General features: G+C 30.7%; 19 protein-coding genes. 12 read left to right on the forward strand and 7 right to left on the reverse strand.

The genetic code is table 11. The features are described from left to right. The first annotated feature begins 66 nt into the window (after window positions 1-66). The gene (locus XO11_RS02365) at window positions 67-780 is read left to right on the forward strand and encodes a SprT family zinc-dependent metalloprotease (RefSeq protein ID WP_175418110.1); all 714 of its coding nucleotides are present in this window, start codon (window positions 67-69) and stop codon (window positions 778-780) included. 26 nt (window positions 781-806) lie between these two features. Beyond that, a complete protein-coding gene (locus XO11_RS02370) occupies window positions 807-1,913 on the forward strand; it encodes an alanyl-tRNA editing protein (RefSeq protein ID WP_075780287.1) in 1,107 nt (368 codons plus the stop codon). A 30-nt stretch (window positions 1,914-1,943) separates the two neighbouring features. Here XO11_RS02370 and dnaK read toward each other — a convergent pair whose 3' ends face one another. Beyond that, window positions 1,944-3,764 carry a molecular chaperone DnaK gene (gene dnaK / locus XO11_RS02375; RefSeq protein ID WP_014295975.1) on the reverse strand — a complete coding sequence of 607 codons (1,821 nt, stop codon included), beginning with the start codon at window positions 3,762-3,764 and terminating at the stop codon, window positions 1,944-1,946. 310 nt (window positions 3,765-4,074) lie between these two features. On the opposite strand from dnaK, the gene argS reads away from it, so the two are divergent. Genes argS through XO11_RS02395 form a run of 4 tightly spaced genes read left to right on the forward strand, consistent with a single transcriptional unit; the run spans window position 4,075 to window position 8,152 of the window. Next, window positions 4,075-5,781: an arginine--tRNA ligase gene (gene argS, locus XO11_RS02380; RefSeq protein WP_014295976.1), complete on the forward strand. Its 1,707-nt coding sequence runs from the start codon at window positions 4,075-4,077 to the stop codon at window positions 5,779-5,781. 15 nt (window positions 5,782-5,796) lie between these two features. Then, window positions 5,797-6,243 carry a hypothetical protein gene (locus tag XO11_RS02385; RefSeq protein ID WP_014295977.1) on the forward strand — a complete coding sequence of 149 codons (447 nt, stop codon included), beginning with the start codon at window positions 5,797-5,799 and terminating at the stop codon, window positions 6,241-6,243. Next, window positions 6,240-7,421 (forward strand): TIGR04013 family B12-binding domain/radical SAM domain-containing protein, encoded by a 1,182-nt coding sequence (locus tag XO11_RS02390; RefSeq protein WP_014295978.1) that lies wholly within the window; start codon window positions 6,240-6,242, stop codon window positions 7,419-7,421. The genes XO11_RS02385 and XO11_RS02390 overlap by 4 nt, the downstream gene beginning before the upstream one ends. After that, window positions 7,421-8,152, forward strand: coding sequence for a hypothetical protein (locus XO11_RS02395; RefSeq protein ID WP_175418111.1), 732 nt, complete (start codon window positions 7,421-7,423; stop codon window positions 8,150-8,152). The genes XO11_RS02390 and XO11_RS02395 overlap by 1 nt, the downstream gene beginning before the upstream one ends. 55 nt (window positions 8,153-8,207) lie before the next feature. Here XO11_RS02395 and XO11_RS02400 read toward each other — a convergent pair whose 3' ends face one another. Further along, on the reverse strand, window positions 8,208-9,443 hold the full coding sequence (locus tag XO11_RS02400) for an iron-containing alcohol dehydrogenase (protein ID WP_014295980.1): 1,236 nt from the start codon (window positions 9,441-9,443) through the stop codon (window positions 8,208-8,210). Between the two features lie 282 nt (window positions 9,444-9,725). On the opposite strand from XO11_RS02400, the gene XO11_RS02405 reads away from it, so the two are divergent. Next, on the forward strand, window positions 9,726-10,499 hold the full coding sequence (locus XO11_RS02405) for a TIGR00266 family protein (RefSeq protein ID WP_014295981.1): 774 nt from the start codon (window positions 9,726-9,728) through the stop codon (window positions 10,497-10,499). 14 nt (window positions 10,500-10,513) lie between these two features. Continuing rightward, window positions 10,514-11,278 carry an exodeoxyribonuclease III gene (locus tag XO11_RS02410; RefSeq protein ID WP_014295982.1) on the forward strand — a complete coding sequence of 255 codons (765 nt, stop codon included), beginning with the start codon at window positions 10,514-10,516 and terminating at the stop codon, window positions 11,276-11,278. Between the two features lie 32 nt (window positions 11,279-11,310). On the opposite strand, the gene XO11_RS02415 is transcribed toward XO11_RS02410, so the two are convergent. From XO11_RS02415 to XO11_RS02435, 5 genes are read right to left on the reverse strand one after another with little or no spacing between them, the layout of a single operon-like run. Further along, window positions 11,311-12,186, reverse strand: coding sequence for a DMT family transporter (locus XO11_RS02415; protein ID WP_014295983.1), 876 nt, complete (start codon window positions 12,184-12,186; stop codon window positions 11,311-11,313). An 18-nt stretch (window positions 12,187-12,204) separates the two neighbouring features. Continuing rightward, window positions 12,205-13,239 carry a tRNA preQ1(34) S-adenosylmethionine ribosyltransferase-isomerase QueA gene (gene queA / locus XO11_RS02420; RefSeq protein ID WP_014295984.1) on the reverse strand — a complete coding sequence of 345 codons (1,035 nt, stop codon included), beginning with the start codon at window positions 13,237-13,239 and terminating at the stop codon, window positions 12,205-12,207. Window positions 13,240-13,257: 18 nt separating this feature from the next. Then, window positions 13,258-14,337 (reverse strand): redox-regulated ATPase YchF, encoded by a 1,080-nt coding sequence (ychF, locus tag XO11_RS02425; RefSeq protein WP_175418112.1) that lies wholly within the window; start codon window positions 14,335-14,337, stop codon window positions 13,258-13,260. Continuing rightward, complete coding sequence (gene tsaE / locus XO11_RS02430; RefSeq protein ID WP_050899148.1) at window positions 14,334-14,723, reverse strand: tRNA (adenosine(37)-N6)-threonylcarbamoyltransferase complex ATPase subunit type 1 TsaE; 390 nt, start codon at window positions 14,721-14,723, stop codon at window positions 14,334-14,336. Before tsaE ends, ychF begins: the two co-directional genes overlap by 4 nt. A gap of 38 nt (window positions 14,724-14,761) precedes the next feature. Then, window positions 14,762-16,234 carry a glycerol kinase GlpK gene (locus XO11_RS02435; protein ID WP_014295987.1) on the reverse strand — a complete coding sequence of 491 codons (1,473 nt, stop codon included), beginning with the start codon at window positions 16,232-16,234 and terminating at the stop codon, window positions 14,762-14,764. A 304-nt stretch (window positions 16,235-16,538) separates the two neighbouring features. On the opposite strand from XO11_RS02435, the gene XO11_RS02440 reads away from it, so the two are divergent. From XO11_RS02440 to XO11_RS02455, 4 genes are read left to right on the forward strand one after another with little or no spacing between them, the layout of a single operon-like run. Next, window positions 16,539-17,192, forward strand: coding sequence for a CoA transferase subunit A (locus XO11_RS02440; RefSeq protein WP_014295988.1), 654 nt, complete (start codon window positions 16,539-16,541; stop codon window positions 17,190-17,192). Then, complete coding sequence (locus XO11_RS02445) at window positions 17,192-17,842, forward strand: 3-oxoacid CoA-transferase subunit B (protein WP_014295989.1); 651 nt, start codon at window positions 17,192-17,194, stop codon at window positions 17,840-17,842. The genes XO11_RS02440 and XO11_RS02445 overlap by 1 nt, the downstream gene beginning before the upstream one ends. Before the next feature lie 3 nt (window positions 17,843-17,845). After that, window positions 17,846-18,247 (forward strand): hotdog domain-containing protein, encoded by a 402-nt coding sequence (locus XO11_RS02450; RefSeq protein ID WP_014295990.1) that lies wholly within the window; start codon window positions 17,846-17,848, stop codon window positions 18,245-18,247. Continuing rightward, window positions 18,240-19,058 (forward strand): 3-keto-5-aminohexanoate cleavage protein, encoded by an 819-nt coding sequence (locus tag XO11_RS02455; RefSeq protein ID WP_014295991.1) that lies wholly within the window; start codon window positions 18,240-18,242, stop codon window positions 19,056-19,058. The genes XO11_RS02450 and XO11_RS02455 overlap by 8 nt, the downstream gene beginning before the upstream one ends. The last annotated feature ends 11 nt before the right edge of the window (window positions 19,059-19,069 follow it).

A 19,069-nucleotide genomic window follows, 5' to 3' on the forward strand; every position in this document is an offset into this window, starting at 1 on the left:
ATAGTTTGTAAAAAGTGTATTAATATGTTATAATTCACACTGAATAAATATTAGAGGTGTGTTACGGTGAAGAAACAGAATATCTTGAAAACGGAATATTTTGATATTGAATATAATATAATAAAATCACCAAAAAGAAAAACAATGTCTATAATAATCTCCGAAGACGGTGAAGTAATTGTTAGAATTCCAAATTGGATTTCAGATTACGAAGCAAAGAAATTTGTATTTAACAAAAGAGAATGGATTGTTTCGAAACTAATGATATTTAAAAAACAAAAAATTCCTGAAAGAAAATATGTTTCAGGAGAGAAGTTTTTGTATCTTGGAAAACCATATACCTTAATGATTATGGAAGGGAATTATGGCGTTGGAATTTTAGATGATTTTTTATACATATCCTTAAAAAAAGACTTTTTCGATAATTATGATTTAAAAAGGAATATGGTTATAAAATGGTATAAAACTCAGGCAAAAAAGATAATAAACGAAAGATTGGAATACTATTCAAAAATAATGAAATTACAATACGGCAAAGTTTTCATCAGAGATCAAAAAACACGTTGGGGCAGTTGTTCAGGCAAAAACAATCTCAGTTTTAACTATAAAATAATCATGGCTCCAAAAAGAAAATTGGATTATATTATTATACATGAATTAGCTCATATTATATATAAACACCATCAAAAAAGTTTCTGGAATTATGTAGAAAAATACTGTGAGGATTATCAGGAAAGCAGAAAATGGTTTAGAGAAAATGGACGATATTTGATATTATAATCTATTATAATCTCAGGAGGTGCAATATGATAAAGATTGAAGAAGTTATAAAAGAAAAAAAGAAAATATATGCAATCTCTTTAGAATCACCATTTTATCCAGACGGAAAAGGCGGACAACTTGGAGATAGAGGAAAAATAGGAGAAGCAACAGTGCTTTTTGTGGAATATAAAAATAACAAATATTATCATCAAATCGATAAAGAAATAGAACCCGGAGAATATGATTATGAAATCGATTTAAAAAGACGTAAGGATATTTCACAACAACACACAGCTCAACATATTTTATCAGCTGCTTTTGAACAAATTGCTGATCTTGATACCGTTGGTTTTAGAATGGCTGAAGAATATACTACAATAGATTTAAACACCGCAAAATTAGATGAAAAAATAGAAAAAGAAGCTGAAAGATTATCCAATGAAATAATACAAAAGTGTTTACCTGTTGAAGAAATTATTACTTCAAAAGAAGAAATAAAAAAATATAATCTCAGAAAAGAGTTAAGCGATAAGGTTCAAGGAGATGTAAGATTAATAAAGATTGGTGATTTTGATATAAATCCATGTGGTGGATTTCATGTAAAAAATACAGGCGAAATTGGATTGGTAAAAATCATTTCAAAGGAAAAGGTAAAAGGGAATCTAACGAGATTATATTTTGTAGCTGGAAACAGGGCCATTGAGGATTATGAAAAAAGAATTAATATTACAAAAGATATTTCACATATTTTAACTGCTAAAATAGAAGAAACACCTATAAGAGTTGAAGAAACATTGAAAAAAATGAAAGAATATAAAAGCGCATACGAAAAATTAAGCGAAAAATATGCTGAAATAATGGCTAAAAAATTCTTAGAAAATGCTAAAACAATAAATAATATAAAATTTATCTATATTGATTCAAACGAAGATTATATAAATTATCTTCCCAAATTCCTTCCGATGAATGAAATTTTATTTGTTACAAAAAAAGAAAACAGATACGAAATATCTTCAGGAATCATTGATTGTAAGGAATTAATAAACAATATTAGAAAAGATTATCCTGAACTTAAAGGTGGCGGTGGTAAAAATAGGGGAAGTATTATAGGAAATATTGACATAGAAGTTATTAAAAATTATATAAAATAAAAAGCCGGATTTTGAAATCCGGCTTTTTTATTAGTTATTTGGATTTTGTGTGTCTTCAGGATTTGGTCCTGCTGCGCCTGCGTCAGCATTAGCTGTTTGCTGTGCCTGTTGATAAATCAACTGACCAAGTTTCATTGATTCGTTCTTTAAGTCTTCCATTACTATCTTTAATTTTGCAATATCATTGTTATTTATAGCATCTCTTACATCGTTAATTAATGTTTCTAATCTTGCTTTCTGATCTTCTGGTACTTTATCTTTATTTTCATTGATTAACTTTTCTACCTGATATGCAAGGTCGTCAGCCTGGTTTTTGAGTTCGATTTCTTCTCTCTTTCTCTTATCCTGCTCTTCATATTCCTGAGCTTCTCGTATCATTCTTTCAATATCTTCTGAAGAAAGTTTATTTCTACCTGTTACAACCATTGACTGCTGTTTTCCTGTTCCTAAATCTTTTGCTGAAACATTTACTATACCGTTAGCATCTATATCAAATGAAACTTCTATTTGTGGCACTCCCCTTGGTGCTGGTGGTATTCCTGTTAATTTAAAGCTTCCAAGGAAGAAGTTATCCTTAGCAATTGGCCTTTCACCCTGGAATACTCCGATTTCAACTTCTGTCTGGAAGTCAGCAGCTGTTGTGAATACCTTACTCTTTCTAATAGGTATCTTACTGTTCTTAGGAATAATAATTTCCATTAATCCACCTTTTACTTCAACACCAAGTGAAAGTGGTGTAACGTCTACAAGTACTAAGTCCTGATCTGTATTTCCTGTCATAATTGCAGCCTGAACAGCAGCACCTATTGCAACAGCTTCGTCAGGGTTAACACCTTTACTTGGTTCTTTGTGGAATATTGATTTTACCAATTCCTGAACTGCTGGAATTCTTGTTGAACCACCAACTAATAATACATCATCAATTTCTTCTGGTGAAAGTCCAGCATCTTTTAATGCTGTTTCAATTGGACCTCTTGTTGATTCAATTAAATCTCTTACCAATTCTTCGAATTTCTTTCTTGTTAATGTTTTCTGTAAGTGTACTGGCTGACCATTAACAACTGTTAAGAATGGTAAGTTAATTTCTGTTTCGAGTTTTGTTGATAATTCAATCTTTGCAGTTTCTGCAGCTTCCTTTAACCTCTGCATTGCCTGTCTGTCATTTGAAATATCTGAACCATGTTCTTTCTTGAATTCTTCAACTAACCAATCGATAATTCTCTGGTCAAAGTCATCTCCACCTAAGTGGTTGTTTCCTGATGTTGATACAACTTCGATTACACCTTCTCCAACATCAAGTATTGATACATCAAATGTACCTCCACCAAGGTCATATACTACTATTTTCTTATCTTCATGTGTTTTGTTTAAACCAAATGCAATTGAAGCTGCTGTTGGTTCGTTGATAATTCTCAACACTTCTAAACCAGCAATTTCACCAGCTTCTTTTGTTGCCTGTCTTTGTGCATCATTAAAGTATGCTGGAACTGTAATAACTGCCTTCTTAATTTTTCCACCAAGATATGCTTCTGCATCTCTTACTAATTTCTGTAATACAAAAGCACTTATCTGTTGTGGTGTAAAGCTTTTACTATCGATACTTACTTTATAATCAGAACCCATTTTTCTTTTTATTGATCTGATTGTTCTATCTGGATGTAATATTACCTGTCTTTTTGCAGGTTCACCTACAATTACAGTTCCATCTTTTGAAAAATGTACTATAGAAGGAGTTGTTCTTTTTCCTTCTGCATTAGGAATAACTTCTACATTTCCATCTGGTTTCATCCATGCTATAGCTGAGTTAGTTGTACCAAGGTCGATACCAACTACGTATTCTTTTTCAGCCATATTATCACCCTCCTTATTTTCATCGTTTTTTGATTTCCGTATATATTATACTTCAAAATCAGCAAAATTGTTCAATTGAAATATTTTTTTAATAATATTTCGTAATAATTATTATTACTATATTTTATTCGTTATAATTTTAATGTTACTAAATTTTATAGCATTCTTAACTTTTATTTGCTTATTAAATACGGTTTTTAATGGTTAAAATTTTGATTATATGCAAAAAATACATCTATGATTTATTATTTTTTTAACAAGTTATGATATAATATGATTATAAAAAATAAAGAAAGAGGAGTGTGATATTATGAAATTAATTGAAAAAATGCTCGAAGAGTTGTTAATGGATTCTATCAAGAATTTATATAATGTTGAATTAAAAGAACCTGTAGTACAAAGAACTGCTAATGATAACTTTGGTGATTTTCAAACAAATTTTGCTATGATAAATGCCAAGGTTTTAAAAAAAGCTCCAAGAATGATAGCACAAGAAATCATTGATAATTTCCCCGAAAATGATATTATAGAAAAAATCGAAATAGCAGGACCAGGATTTATAAATTTCTATGTAAAAGATGTATTTTTAACTGAATACTTGCCAAAAATCGAAAAAGAAAATCCTGATTTTTCATTTATTGATAGAGAAGGCGATGTTATTATCGATTATTCTTCACCAAATATTGCAAAACCTATGCATATTGGTCATTTAAGAAGTACTGTTATTGGGGATGCTATAAAAAGAATTTATAGATATCTTGGTTATAATGTAATTGGAGATAATCACCTTGGTGACTGGGGAACACAATTTGGAAAATTAATTGTAGGTTATAGATTATGGCTTGATAAGGAAAATTATGAAAAAGATCCTATTGGTGAAATGGAAAGAATTTATGTGAAATTCGAAAAAGAATCTGAAAATAATCCTGATCTTTTAGAAGAAGCAAGACAGGAACTCAAAAAATTACAGGATGGAGATCCAGAAAATAGAAAATTATGGCAGGAATTTATTGATTTATCATTAAAAGAATATAATAAAATATATAAAAGAATGGATATAGAATTTGATACATATTATGGAGAATCACATTATCACAATATTATGCCTGAGATTGTAAAAATGCTTCTTGATAAAGGCATTGCAACATATAGTGAAGGTGCTGTTGTTGTATTTTTTGACGAAGAAGAAAATCTACCTCCAGCAATTATTCAGAAAAAGGACGGAGCTTTCTTATATGCAACATCAGACCTTGCATGTATAAAATTTAGAAGAGAAACATATAATCCTAATAGAATATTATATGTAACTGATGAAAGACAACAAACACATTTCAAACAGGTATTTAATATTGCAAGAAAGTTAGGCTGGGATGATAATTATCAGCATATATGGTTTGGATTAATGAGATTTGCTGATGGTGTTTTCTCTACAAGAAAAGGTAATGTGATAAAATTAGAAGAATTACTTGATAAAGCTGTTGAAAAAGCAAAGGAAATCATTGAAGAGAAGAATCCAGGATTGTCTCCAGAAGAAAAAGAAGAAATTGCAGAAGCAATTGGAATCGGTGCTGTAAAATATGCTGACCTCAGTCAAAACAGAATAAGCCATATTATATTTGACTGGGATAAAATGCTCGCCTTTGATGGAAATACAGCTCCTTACTTACTTTATACATATGCAAGGATACAATCATTAAAAAGAAAAGCTGAAGAAAAAGGCTATACATTTGAAAATGCAAATCTAAAAATAACAGAAAAACTCGAAAGAAAATTGGGATTGTTATTAACCCAGTTACCAATTGTTGCAATTAGAGCTGCTGAAGATTATAAACCTAATTTAATTGCTGATTATCTCTTTGAATTAGCACAAACATATAATTCATTCTACAATAATCTTCCTGTATTAAAGGAAGAGGAAGAAACATTAAAATCAAGGTTATTATTATCTCATTTAGCTGGAGAAGTATTAAAAAGAGGTCTTGACTTGCTTGGTATAAGAGTAGTAGATAAAATGTAATGTGAGGTGTGTTAAGTGATTTACTCTATAGTTTTTTCAATTATTTTCCCAGTCTTAGCTGTTGTCTTATTTAAAAGTCCTGTATTGTATATTGTATTGATGAGTATATTTGCATTGACCACAGCGTTTTTTTCATTTCTTTCAAAAAAATACGATAAATTGACTATAGTATTTTTATTCATAGGATTGTTATTAGCTGGTTTTGGATATATAAGAGGCTATGCTATTGATTTATTCATGGTAATTACACTGATTTCTACAACATTTTCATCTCTTTTTTCATTTAAAAACAAAAAACTATATATTGTATTAGCCTGGTTATTTAATGCCATGGCAATTGGAACGTATGTATATTTGAATGTTTCTTTAAGCAGAGCGATCTTAATAGCTGTTCTCGTATTCTTAGCTGGATATAGGGACATTATGCCTCAAAAAAGTACAGAGGAGGAAGAAAATTCTTGAAAAGAATTGTTTTCAGACTTTTAAAATCAAATAGGTATTCTATCACAGCTCTTATTGCAGCAATGGAAAAAGAAAATATAGAAATAGAAACTATACTTGAAAAAAATTTTGAAAAAATACTGGAATATAATCCTGAAGATACATTAATAGCTTATTCATTTATGAGTTTTGATATTTTTCAGGTTGAAAAAGAAATTCCACTATTAAAAGAAAAAGGGTTTAAGGTTATTGCCGGTGGTCCACATCCAAGCGCAATGCCTGAAAAAACAGAAAAAATAGGATTTGACCATATTTTTATTGGTGAAGGTGAAAAAACCTTCACCGATTTTTTAAAGGGCAAAATATCAGAAAAATTCATAGCATCAAAAGAATTTGTTGATTTAAATTATTACCCGCCATTTGCAATTAAAAACAAACATTTTATGCCAATAGAAATTACAAGGGGTTGTCCTTTCGGATGTGGATACTGTCAAACTCCTTATCTCTTTGGTAGAATTGTTCGTCATAGAGAACCGGGAATTATTCATGAATATGCAAAATTAGGCGTTAAACATAACAGAAAAATTGCGAGGTTTATTACACCAAATTCTTTTGGTTATGGCTCAAAAAATGGTGTTACACCTAATATAGAAAAACTCGAAGAATTGCTATCTGGTTTGAGAAAAGTTGGTATAGAAGAAATTTACCTTGGTTCATTTCCTTCAGATGTAAGACCGGAATCTGTAACTGAAGAAGTTTTAAAACTTATAAAAAAATATGTTGATAACAAGATGATAATCATAGGAGCGCAAAGCGGTAGCAATGAAATTCTAAAAAAAATAAATAGAGGACATTCTTTAGAAGAAATAGAAAGGGCTTTATCCCTTGTTTCTGCTCATGGATTTATACCGTATGTAGATTTTATTTTTGGATTCCCTTTTGAAACAGATGAAGATATTAAAAAGACTTTTGACTTTATGGACAAAATTACAGAAAAATATAATGCTGTAATACATTCACATACCTTTATGCCATTGCCAGGAACACCTTTATTTGATGTTGGACCTGGTAAATTAAATAAGAAATATTATAAAAAACTTGGAGATTTATCAAGGAATGAAAAACTTGCCGGATATTGGCATAAACAGGAACAATTGTCTCAAAAAATATTTAATTATTTTCACGGAGGTGAAATTTAATGAAAAAAAGCTTTTTTATAATTTTTCTGATTATTACCAGCATTTTGGTTTTTTCCGATGATTATCAGGTAGTTTATAAAACAAAAATTAATCTTGATTCAGACAAATCACTTGAACATGTAACTTTAAAAGGCAAAAAGGTTAGTGAAATTTATTGGGGAAGCTTTTTATTAACAATTGAAGACGCCGGAACAACTTTTGATATAATGACTGGTATAGATGGATATAACCCTAAAATAGAATATTTTGATTTTAATGGTGATGGAATTAAAGATATTTTATTAACAACAAGAAGTGGTGGAAGTGGAAATTATATAAATTATACTTTATACTTATACACAGGTAAAGATTTAACAGAATATAATATAAAACCCTTTATCAAAGATATTAAAGGATTTTTCATGGATCAATACAAAGTAGTTATTAGCTATAAAGATGCCTTTACATACATTGACCTTTCAGACAGAAAAAAATTATATCAGGAAATTAAAGCCTATGATCAATATGGAAGATTTATAAAAAACTACAATGAACTTATGATAGGTGGTTTTTCTGAATTAGAACCTTTTGATTTTGGAAATGATGGAACATATGAATTAAAAGGGAGCATAGCAATTTCCGGATTATATCATGCTGATAGTATAGGATATCTTCACTTTATTTATTCTGTAAAAAAAGACAAATTATTATGGCTTGAAGTTTCAAAAACTATATATGTTAATGTTCAATAAAAATAGCAGGTGCTGAGCACCTGCATTTTTTATTTTATCCCATCCCCCGCTATTATTATTTATTTAAAGGATATAATGAATCCATATAAATCTGTTTTACAATTTCTTTTGTAGCTTTAACAGGTGCTAAGCTCAATAATAAATCAAGTGAAGGTGTATTAAATGCCAATTCTACTAATTTGTCTATATCGCTTTCTTTAAATCCTTCATCTGTTAATTTTTGTGTAACTCCAATATTAAATAACCATTTTTCAATTCCTTTTGCTGCTTCTTCTGCTTCACCCGGTACTCCTTTTAAACCTGGAACAATTGGACTATATATTTCTGCAAGCACTTCTGCCTGTGCAGGATAAATTGCTTTTACTACTGCTGGTAATAACATTGCTAATCCTAAACCATGTGGTAAATCTGGTCTGATTCCACTTAGTGGATGTTCTAAAGCATGTGTGAAATGTAACAATCCATTATCAAATGAAATACCAGCTATTGTTGAAGCATATAATAAGAAATATCTTGCTGTTAAATCTCCTGGTTTTGCCTGAGCTTGAGGAAGATATTTTGAAACTAATCTTATTGTTTCTTTAGCTAATAAAATTGAATATGGGGATGCTGCTAATGTTGTTGCTGCTTCTGTAACATGGTTTATTGCATCAATAGCTGTGTATGTTGTTTGTGACCATGGTAATGATTTTGTAATTTCTGGATCATCAATAGCAAATATTGGATATATACTATCATAAGCTAAGGCTGGTTTATAACCTTTTTCCTCAATTGTTGCAACTGCAAATCTATCAACTTCAGTACCTGTACCATGAGTTGTATTTATTGCAATTATTGGCAATGCTTCTTCTGGCACAAATTTTAATTCATATAAGTCAGAACCTGTATAATTCTTATATTTTTCATGTAATAATACTGCAACACTCTTTGCTGTGTCAATATGACTTCCGCCACCAATTCCTATAACAGCTTTTGCTCCAAAATCTAATCCCATTTTCTTTGCTTCATCAATCATTTTTACATTTGGATTTGGTTTAATTCCATAATATACAATATATTCAATACCAGCTTCACCTAAAAACTTTTCAACTTTTTCTTTTATTCCTGTCACGTTATATACAACTTCGTCGGTTAAAATTAAAACCTTTTTCATATCCTTTTTGTTTAAAAATTCACAAATATCCTTGAACTTTTCTATAGCACCTACTCCAAAATAAGCTGTTGTTTTACATCTTAACTCAAAAACGTTGTAAATATCTACTTTACTCTCCCATGCACCATTTAATAACATAATTTCACCTCCAAAAAATATAAAATCCCTCTCCCAATAACTAGTGCTTTTTTTCACATTAATTTTAATTAAATTTCTTTTTTTCAAATATAATTATACATATGAAATATTAAATTGCAATCATCAATGTTTCAATGTTATTTTTTTCACGTTAAAAAAATCACATTATAAGAAGTCATCTTTATAACTCTATTCATATGCTTATTATAGAGTTATAATTACTTTTTACAAAATTTATATATTAATGGTATAATTATTATTAGAATTATTGGAGGTGAAATTATGGCTGATGTTATTGATTATAAAATTTATGGTGATGATATGCAGATTGTTGAAATTGAATTGGATCCGGGGGAAGGAGTTCGAGCTGAAGCAGGTGCAATGATGTATATGGAACCTGGTATAGAAATGCAGACAAAGGCAACAGGAGGAATTTTCGGCGGATTAAAAAGAATGTTAGTTGGTGAAAGCTTTTTTATAACCAATTTTTTAAATACCGGACATTCAAAATCTCACGTTGCTTTTGGAGCGCCTTATCCAGGAAAGGTTATTCCTATTGATTTGACAAAATTTGGAGGAGAATTTATATGTCAAAAGGATAGTTATCTTTGTTCTGCAGCAGGAATAGATATTGAAATTACATTTACTAAAAAAATTGGTGCAGGTCTTTTTGGGGGTGAAGGTTTTATTCTCGAAAGGCTTGTAGGCGATGGCCTTGCTTTTGTACATGCTGGTGGAACTATTATAGAAAGGCAATTAATGCCTGGTGAAACCTTAAGAGTTGATACTGGTTGTATTGTTGGATTTTCCAATACTGTAGATTATGATATTCAATTTGTTGGTGGATTTGTCAATGCTTTATTTGGCGGAGAAGGTATTTTCTTAACTCATTTAACTGGACCTGGAACCGTTTATTTACAGAGTTTACCATTCTCGCGATTGGCTGATAGGATTTACTCTGCAGCTAATTTTTCAAATAGAGGCGAAACAAAAGGTATTGATGGAATAGGCGGTAACCTCTTAGGAGGATTATTTGGGGGAGACACCAGATTTTAAAGGAGAGACTAAAGATGAAGATATTATCCTGGAATGTTAATGGAATTAGAGCAGCTATAAAAAAGGGATTTTTAGATTTTCTTGATAAGGAAAATCCTGATATTTTATGCGTTCAGGAAACTAAAGCGCGAGAAGAGCAATTAACAAAAAAGTTTTTAACTTACGGTGATTGGAAAAAATATTTTGTTTCTGCTGAAAAGAAGGGATATAGTGGTGTTGCAACATTTACAAAAATTAAACCTAAAAATGTTTTAAAAGGTTTAGGTAATGAAATGTTTGATTCTGAAGGTAGAACATTAATTACTGAATATGATAATTTTTCCTTATTTAATATCTATTTTCCAAATGGAAAAGCTCGTGAAGAAAGGCTACAATATAAAATGGATTTTTATTATTATCTTTTAGAATTTCTTGAAGATTATAAAAAGAAACAACCAAATATAATTATTTGTGGAGATGTTAATACTGCACATAAAGAAATAGACCTTGCAAGACCAAAAGAAAATGAAAATACTTCGGGATTCTTACCAATTGAAAGAGAATGGATTGATAAACTGCTTGAAAGTGGATTTGTTGATACCTTTAGAATGTTCAATAAAGAACCTGGAAATTACACCTGGTGGGATTATAAAACAAGGGCAAGGGAAAGAAATGTAGGCTGGAGAATAGATTATTTTTTTGTTAGTACTTCTTTAAAAGAAAAGGTTAAAGATGCTTTTATATTATCAGAAATTATGGGTTCTGACCATTGTCCAATAGGTATTGAAATTGATATATAATAATGTTAAATGGTGCAGATTTTCTGCACCATTTAATCTTTTATTTCTGCTATATAATTTCCTGCTAATACAAGAGATGCACCTATTAATGTATAAAAATTTGGATAATTTTTTAATAATACTGCATCGGCAATAACAGTAACTATTGGTATAAAAAATATTCCATTTGTTGTTGTTTTAGCTCCGGCAAGCCTAATGGCTTTATTCCACCATATATATCCAAGGGCTGTACAGAATATACCGAGATACAAGAATGCTGTTATTACTACTGGATCTAACCATAATTCAAATGCTGGACATGTGCCTGCACTTTTTAATTCATAAAGAGAAAATGGTATAAAAAATAACATTCCGTAATAATTCAAATCTCTTGTAATTGCCAGATTATCGTGATGATGCAATTTTTCTATAAATACAGTGTATAAAATCCAGCTAAATGCTGCACCAAACATTAATAAATCTCCAAGTGGATTTAATTTTAAAACAAATCTTCCGTTAAGCACAATTAATGCAACACCAAAAAATGCCAGTAATGTTCCAAAATATCGAATTTTATGTGAAAAGCTTTTTCTTAGTATATCTGAAAATAATAGATATATTACCGGTGTAGCCGAAATAATGAGAGAACCATTTGTTGCTGTGGTATATTGCAAAGCTGAATTTTCAAATAAGAAATATGCTGTAACTCCAAAAAAACCTGATAAAAGCATATAAACATATTCTTTTTTTTCATATTTTATTTTAGTTTTTATAAATAATACAAGTATTAAACTTGAAAGAAAAAATCTCAAAAATGCTGCTGTTATCGGTGGAACGGTATTAACTATTATTTTCGTTGCTACAAAAGAAATCCCCCAGAATATTACAGTGATCCACATATAAATTAAACCCCTGGTTTTATTTTTCAATTTATCACCCTCTGAATATCAATATATGAACATTGAATCACCAAATGAAAAGAATCTATATTTTTCTTCAACAGCCTTTTTATATGCTTCCATTATAAAATCATATCCTCCAAATGCTGCAACAAGCATTAAAAGTGTGGATTTTGGTAAATGAAAATTGGTTATCAATGCATCTATTAATTTAAATTCATATGGCGGATATATAAATATATCCGTAGTCCCCATATAGGATTCCTGTTCTGGAAGTTGTGCTATTGTTTCAAGTGTTCTAACCACAGTAGTTCCTACACTGATTATTCTTCCTTTATTTTGTCTATATTCACGTATTTTTTTCATTGTTTCTGCTGGAACTTCATAATACTCCTCATGCATTTCATGTTCTTCTATATTATCCACTTTTACAGGCCTAAATGTACCAAGACCAACATGAAGAGTTACTTCAGCAAATTCAATTCCTTTTTCTTTTATCTTATTTAATAATTCCTTTGTAAAATGCAACCCTGCTGTTGGTGCCGCAACAGCTCCCTGAATTTTCGCATATTCTGTTTGATACCTTTCACCTGGAACATCAGTGCTTTTTATATATGGTGGCAAAGGCATATTTCCAACTCTTTCAATTTCTTCCCATACATCTTTATCAGATGTAAAATGAATAATTCTTGAACCATCGCTATTATGTTCTATTATTTTAGCATATAGATGGTCAGAAAATTTTATTTCTGCACCTTTTTTTAATTTTGAACCGGGTTTAACAAGTGCTTTCCATGTATTTTCTTCGTGTGTTTTCTCGAGCAATAATACTTCAACCTTTGCACCTGTTGTTTTCCGACCATATAATCTTGCTGGAATTACTTTTGTATTGTTTAATACCATTAAATCTCCAGGTTTTAAGTAATCAATTATATTTCTAAAAATTTTATGTTCTATAGTTCTGATATTTCTATTTAATACCATTAACCTTGAAGAATCTCTTGGTTCTGCTGGTTTTTGAGCTATATATTCCTCAGGCAAATGATAATCAAAATCTTCTACTTTGTATAATGGTTTTCTCATTTCTCCCTCCATAAACACTTAAGCATTTGCTCTTATGGTTAATATTTCTCCATCTTCTACAATTTCTTCTTTACCAGCTAATCTCCATAATCCTGCTTTTTTCACTTCATCTTCGCTTCCTAGTCTTATTAAATCATCGTAGTGCATTACTTCTGCTTTTACAAAACCTTTTTCAAGATCTGAATGTATTTTACCTGCTGCTCTTTTCATTGTAGTTCCTTTATTAATTGTCCATGCTCTTACTTCATCTTCACCAACTGTAAAGAATGTGATTAAACCTAAATGATCATATACTGTTTTAGACAACCTATCGATTCCTGGTCTTTCAATTCCCAATTCTTCCATAAATTCTTTTCTTTCTTCTTCGTCTAATTCTATGAGGTCTGCTTCGGTTTTACCACATATTTCAATATATGCAAAATTTTCTTCCTTACATGTTTTCATTAATTCTTCTTTTCCTGGATAATTCTTTTCCATCAATTGATTTTCATCAACATTTACAACTACGATTATTGGTTTTAATGTAAATAATGCAAGAGAGCTTATTAATTTTTTATCTTCATCTGATAATTCAACCTTTGATGCAAATTTTCCATCTTCAAGTACAGGTTTAATCTCTTCCAATATTTTTACCTGTCTCTCTTCCTCTTTGGTAGGTTTCTTCTTTTTATTTTGTTCTATTAATCTTGACAATCTATTTTCAACTACTTCAAGATCTCTAATTATCATTTCTGTCTTTAATGTATCAAGTTGATCTAAAGGTGTTTCTGAACCTTCTGGAAATGGAACCGCATCATTTTCAAATGCTCTAATAACAAGTATAATAGCATCAACAGTTTGTATCATCTGTAAGATTCTATTTTTTTCTTTTCTGTCGGCTGATGGATTATAACTTGGAATATCTATAAAGTTCAATGTTGCATATACTGTTTTTTTAGGATTATACATTTCTGTAAGTTTTTCAATCCTTTCGTCTCTAACATTAGCAATTCTTTCTTCTGCATCTTGCTTATATGTTCCGTCATATGGTTTATTTGTCAATAACGAGAATATTGTTGTTTTTCCTGTCATAGGTAACCCTAAAATTCCTATCTTCATTGTAATTCCTCCTTTATTTTTTCAAATGTTTTTTCGTATTTTTCTCCAACATATGATATTTCTATATCTCTATATTCTATATTTTCATTGTAATATAATTGTATTTTTAGATATTCGTCAGGCATATAATATTCTAATCTTTCAGGCCATTCTATTAAATATATTCCGTCAGAATCATCGAATAAACCTACATAAGGTATTTCCTCTGGATCAGATAACCTGTATAAATCCGCATGATATATTTTTACAGAATTTTCATATATTCTAACTAACGCAAAAGTGGGTGATGTAACGTTTATCTCTTCATCACCTAAATAACTTCTGATAAATCCTTTGGTAAAAGTAGTTTTTCCTGTACCTAAATCTCCATATAAAAGGATATTCATTCCAGGAAATGTATATTCTGCTATTACTCTTGCTATTTCTAAAAGTTTATGTTCGTTGATTTTATCCAGCCTTTTGATCTTAATACTGCCTCCTTCCAGATATAATAATCCCTTTCTAATTTTTCATTCTCTTCTGGCATTATCTTTATACCTGAAAATTGCAAATTTTTTATTTCATTAATAGAAAGATTTTCTGAACCAATTGCTGCCATAAATGCTGCACCTAATGCTGTTATCTCCTGAAATTCTGGAACAAATATCTCTGCATTTAACAAATCACTTTGTATTTTCATCAATAATTTATTTTTTGTAGCTCCACCATCAACATTCATTTTTTTAATCTTTGTCCATACTGCTTCCTGCATTGAGTCTATAACATCTCTAACACTAAAAGCTACTGATTCCAAAGCAGCCCTGATTATATTTTCTTTTTTAGTACCTCTGGTTAACCCTATTATTAAACCTCTTGCATCTGCATCCCAATATGGTGTTCCAAGACCACTTAATGCTGGAACAATATAAACTCCTCCGTTGTCATTATCAAGAGAATATTTTTCAAGATCAGGATAATCATCTATAATCTCTATATCTTTTAACCATTTAAAGAATGCACCAACGGTAAATATACTTCCTTCAAGAGAATAAATAGTTTCATCTTTAATTTTCCAACCAATTGAAGTTAATAATCCTGGATGTGGTTTGGGTGGGGTATTACCTGAATTCATTAATACAAAAGCACCTGTTCCATAAGTACATTTTGAATCACCAATTTCAAATGCTCTTTGTCCAAATAATGCAGATTGCTGGTCACCAATCATTCCATAAATTTTTGGGCCAAATTTCGTTTCAATTCCACCTTCAATAGCTGTATTAACCAACTGAGGCAGAATATCTTTTTTAATACCAAATGTGTTTAATATTTCATCATCCCAATCTAATGTATGTATATTTAACAATTGCGTTCTGGAAGCATTTGAAAGATCACTAATATGTTTTCCAGAAAGTTTAAATGCCAACCAGGATTCTATTGTTCCCACTTTTAAATTTCCATTTTCATATGCTTCTTTAACTGCTGGAACATTTTCTATCATCCACACTATTTTTGAACCTGAAAAATATGGATCCTTTACCAATCCTGTTTTCCTCTTTACTTCATTCCAGAATGATGCAGAATATCTATTAATTAATTCATCTGTCCTCCTACATTGCCATACTATTGCTCGAGTTAAAGCTTTTCCTGTGTTTTTATCCCAGGCTACAACAGTTTCCCTTTGATTTGTAATTCCAATCCCAATTATTTCATTCCAGGATATATTGTTCTTTTCTAAAACTTCTAACATTGTTTCTTCAGTTTTTTGATACAATTCTTCAGCATCCTGCTCTACCCATCCAGGTTTTGGATAATACATATTTATTTCTTTTTGAGAAAAGTCTATAAGGTTAAATTTTTCATCAAACAATAACGTTCTTGTACTGCTTGTTCCTTCATCAATTGCAAGATAGTAAGCCATTTTTCTCCCCCCTAAAAAATTATGATTTTTATAATTTAATTATAACACAATCTCTTCATATTTTATTTACTTTATGAAAACTCTGCTTCTTTTTTCACAATGTTCTAAAAAAATTTTTTATTTAGCTATAGTTCTATGTAACAATTTGTGAAAGTGAGAAAAGATTCATTTCACATAATTAAGAATGATTTAAGACTATTAATAATGATTATTTAGTTGAAACTATATTTTTATCTGTTTGTAAAAACTGATATAATATGAATGAAATATTTTTCATCGAAATTTAAAAAAAGAGGTGATTCAGTTGAAAGTTGTTAAGGCGGAAGAGGCCATTAAAGTTATTAATGATGGCGATTCAATTATGATTGGAGGATTCTTAACAATTGGAACTCCAGAAACGCTTATAGACGAAATTATTAAGCAAAAGAAAAAAGATTTAACAATTATCTGTAATGACACATCCTTTGAAACAAAAGGAATCGGAAGACTTATATACAACAAACTTGCTAAAAAGGTTGTAACTTCACACATTGGAACAAATAAAGAAACACAGAGACAGATGATTGAAAAAGAACTTGAAGTTGAACTTGTTCCTCAGGGAACATTAATAGAACAGATAAGAGCAGGTGGAGTTGGTCTTGGCGGCATTCTTACCCCTACAGGTATTGGAACTATTGTTGAAGAAGGAAAGCAAATAATAGAAATTGATGGAAAAAAATATATTCTTGAAAAGGCAATAAGAGCAAAGGTTGCACTTGTTAAAGCCAAAAAAGCTGATCATCTTGGAAACCTTACATTTTCATTTACTGCAAGTAATTTTAACCCTATAATTGCAATGGCAGCAGATACTGTAATTGTTGAAGTAGATGAATTGGTTCCAGTAGGTACAATTACACCTGAAGAAGTGCAATTCCCTGGAGCACTTGTTGATTATGTTGTAATAAGGGGGAGAGAATAATGAATGCAAAAGAAAGAATTGCTAAAAGAGTAGCAAAAGAATTTAAACCAGGAAATATAGTAAATCTTGGAATTGGATTACCAACATTAGTTGCTAATTACGTTCCAAAAGATATGAATATATTCTTTCATGGAGAAAACGGTGTATTAGGAATTGGATCTGAAGTACCAGAAGAAATTGCAAATCCTGATTTGACAAATGCTGGCGCAAAATATATTGATACCTTACCAGGTGCAATGGTGTTTGATACAGCATTTTCATTTGCCTTAATTAGAGGAGGTCATCTCGATTTCACTGTTTTAGGAGGGTTACAGGTTGATGAAGAAGGTCATTTAGCAAACTGGATGGTTCCAGGAAAATTAATTCCAGGTATGGGTGGAGCGATGGATCTTGTTACTGGAGCTAAAAAGGTTATAGTAGCTATGACTCATACAGCAAAAGGAAAACCTAAAATAGTAAAAAAATGCGATCTCCCTCTTACTTCAGTTAGAAGAGTAAATTTAATAGTTACTGAATATGCTGTAATAGAGCCTGTTGATAATGGTTTATTATTAAAAGAAATTGCTCCAGATATTACATTAGAAGAATTAAAAGAAATAACTGATGCTGAACTTATAATTCCAGAAGATTTAAAAACGATGGAGGTTTAAAATATGGGTGAAAAAGTAATGATAAGAGTAAGAATGAGTTTACATGATGCACATTATGGTGGAAATCTTGTTGATGGCGCGAGAATTTTACAACTCTTTGGAGATGTGGCAACAGAACTTTTAATAAGACACGATGGAGATGAAGGATTATTTAAAGCATATGACAATATAGAATTTATAGCTCCTGTATATGCAGGTGATTATATAGAAGCAGTTGGAGAAATAGTAAAGGTTGGAAATACATCAAGAAAAATGGTGTTTGAAGCAAGAAAGGTAATTGCTCCAAGACCAGATATCTCTGATTCAGCTGCAGATTATCTTGAAGAGCCTATAGTTGTTTGTAGAGCAAGTGGTACATGTGTAGTACCAAAAGACAAACAAAGGAAGGGAAAAGAAAATGGATAAATTGATAATCACAGTTGCTTTAACAGGTGCAGAGGTTACAAAAGAACAACAGCCAAATCTCCCTGTTACACCTAATGAAATTGCAGAAGCTGCTTATGAATGTTATCTTGCAGGAGCATCAATTGCCCACGTTCATGCAAGAGATGAAGATGGAAAACCCACACAATCCTATGAAGTATATAAAGAAATAAAAGAAAAAATAGAAGCAAAATGCAATATGATTTTTCAACCATCTACTGGGGGAGCGGTATATCATACTTTCGAACAAAGAAAACAACCACTTGAATTAAATCCAGAAATGGCAACCCTTTCTGCTGGAACAACAAATTTTGGTGAAGATGTATTTATGAATACGCAGGAATACATGGAAAAATTTGCAGCAGAAATGAAGGAAAGAGGAATAAAACCGGAAATAGAAGTGTTCGAAAGAGGTCATATTGCAAATGCGTTGAGATTGGTAAAAAAGGGTCTGCTAGATATGCCTATCCATTTTGATTTTGTTATGGGGGTTCCTGGAGCTATACCTGGAGATATTGAGGATTTGGTATATCTTGTTAGCCGAATCCCGCAGGGAAGCACATGGACAGTTGCTGGAATAGGGAGATACGAACTTCCACTTGCTGTTCATGCAATATTAATGGGGGGACATGTAAGAGTTGGATTTGAAGATAATATCTACTATAAAAAAGGAGAATTGGCAAAATCCAATGCTCAATTAGTAGAAAGAATTGTAAGATTGGCAAAAGAATTGGGGAGAGAAGTAGCAACACCAGATGAAGCAAGAGAAATTTTAAATATAAAAAGAAAATAATGGAGGGAAAA

It is taken from the genome of Marinitoga sp. 1138 (genome assembly GCF_013363265.1).
Lineage (GTDB): Bacteria > Thermotogota > Thermotogae > Petrotogales > Petrotogaceae > Marinitoga > Marinitoga piezophila.